Annotated in this window: 2 tRNA genes and 2 rRNA genes; all 4 read left to right on the top strand. The window is 45.8% G+C overall.

The annotated features are described in order from the left end of the window. Positions 1-382: ribosomal RNA gene (locus tag WS34_RS14595) — 16S ribosomal RNA — on the top strand; the annotation flags it as partial. Positions 383-589: 207 nt separating this feature from the next. Further along, positions 590-663: transfer RNA gene (locus WS34_RS14590), tRNA-Ile, on the top strand. Between the two features lie 54 nt (positions 664-717). Further along, positions 718-791 (top strand) — tRNA-Ala (locus WS34_RS14585). A 162-nt stretch (positions 792-953) separates the two neighbouring features. After that, positions 954-1,471: ribosomal RNA gene (locus WS34_RS14580) — 23S ribosomal RNA — on the top strand; the annotation flags it as partial.

Here is a 1,471-nt window from a genome sequence, read left to right as displayed (position 1 = left end):
GAGAGACTGCCGTCGTAAGATGTGAGGAAGGTGGGGATGACGTCAAATCAGCACGGCCCTTACGTCCGGGGCTACACACGTGTTACAATGGGGGGTACAGAAGGCAGCTACCTGGTGACAGGATGCTAATCCCAAAAACCTCTCTCAGTTCGGATCGAAGTCTGCAACCCGACTTCGTGAAGCTGGATTCGCTAGTAATCGCGCATCAGCCATGGCGCGGTGAATACGTTCCCGGGCCTTGTACACACCGCCCGTCAAGCCATGAAAGCCGGGGGTACCTGAAGTACGTAACCGCAAGGAGCGTCCTAGGGTAAAACTGGTAATTGGGGCTAAGTCGTAACAAGGTAGCCGTACCGGAAGGTGCGGCTGGAACACCTCCTTTCTGGAGCGATGTCGTAAGACGATGCAATTCTACATGAATAATGTAAAACGGCCATCGTTAAAAATAATGACTTTAAAGGTTCTGTTTTTTGTACTACTGGTACTTGTTTATTTATAATATATAGATCAACCATCTATAGAAGTATAGATAGAGATAAACAAGAGAAAAAAGAAGCCGAGTCTAACATCAGGTAGACAAGGTTGAACTAGTCCTATAGCTCAGTTGGTTAGAGCGCTACACTGATAATGTAGAGGTCGGCAGTTCAACTCTGCCTGGGACTACTCCGAACAAAAATTGTCGTTGTCAATTCATTATTGCAATGTTCAATTACTCTTGGGGGATTAGCTCAGCTGGCTAGAGCATCTGCCTTGCACGCAGAGGGTCAACGGTTCGAATCCGTTATTCTCCACAGTCTCTGAAAAGAGAAACGATCTTTGACATGATGTACAAAAAGTAAAATTTAGTAAAGAGCTAAAAGTATATATCGAACCGTACGTTTTAAGTACAACACTATTAAGTACTTTGGGTTAATACCTGATACTTAATACCTGATACTTAAAAGTAAGTTTGAAAGAAAGTAAGCAAGGGCGCATGGCGGATGCCTTGGCTCTCGGAGGCGATGAAGGACGTGATAAGCTGCGATAAGCTCTGGGTAGGTGCAAATAACCTTTGATCCAGAGATTTCCGAATGGGACAACCCGGCATTCTGAAGGAATGTCATCCATCTTTGATGGAAGCTAACGCAGGGAACTGAAACATCTTAGTACCTGTAGGAAAAGAAAATAATAATGATTCCCCTAGTAGTGGCGAGCGAACGGGGAATAGCCCAAACCACCCATGTTACGGCATGTGTGGGGTTGTAGGACCACGATGTCGCAAGACATTTGATGAGTAGAATCCTCTGGAAAGTTGAACCATAGACGGTGATAGTCCGGTATACGAAGTCAAATTAAGCGTAGTGGTATCCTGAGTAGCGCGGGACACGAGAAATCTTGCGTGAATCTGCCGGGACCATCCGGTAAGGCTAAATACTCCCGAGAGACCGATAGCGAACCAGTACTGTGAAGGAAAGGTGAAAAGCACTTCGAA

The organism is Odoribacter sp. N15.MGS-14 (assembly GCF_000980245.1).
Lineage (GTDB): Bacteria > Bacteroidota > Bacteroidia > Bacteroidales > Marinifilaceae > Odoribacter > Odoribacter splanchnicus.
The sequence above is the reverse complement of the archived record's forward strand: the minus strand, read 5'-3'. Positions and strand labels throughout refer to the sequence as shown.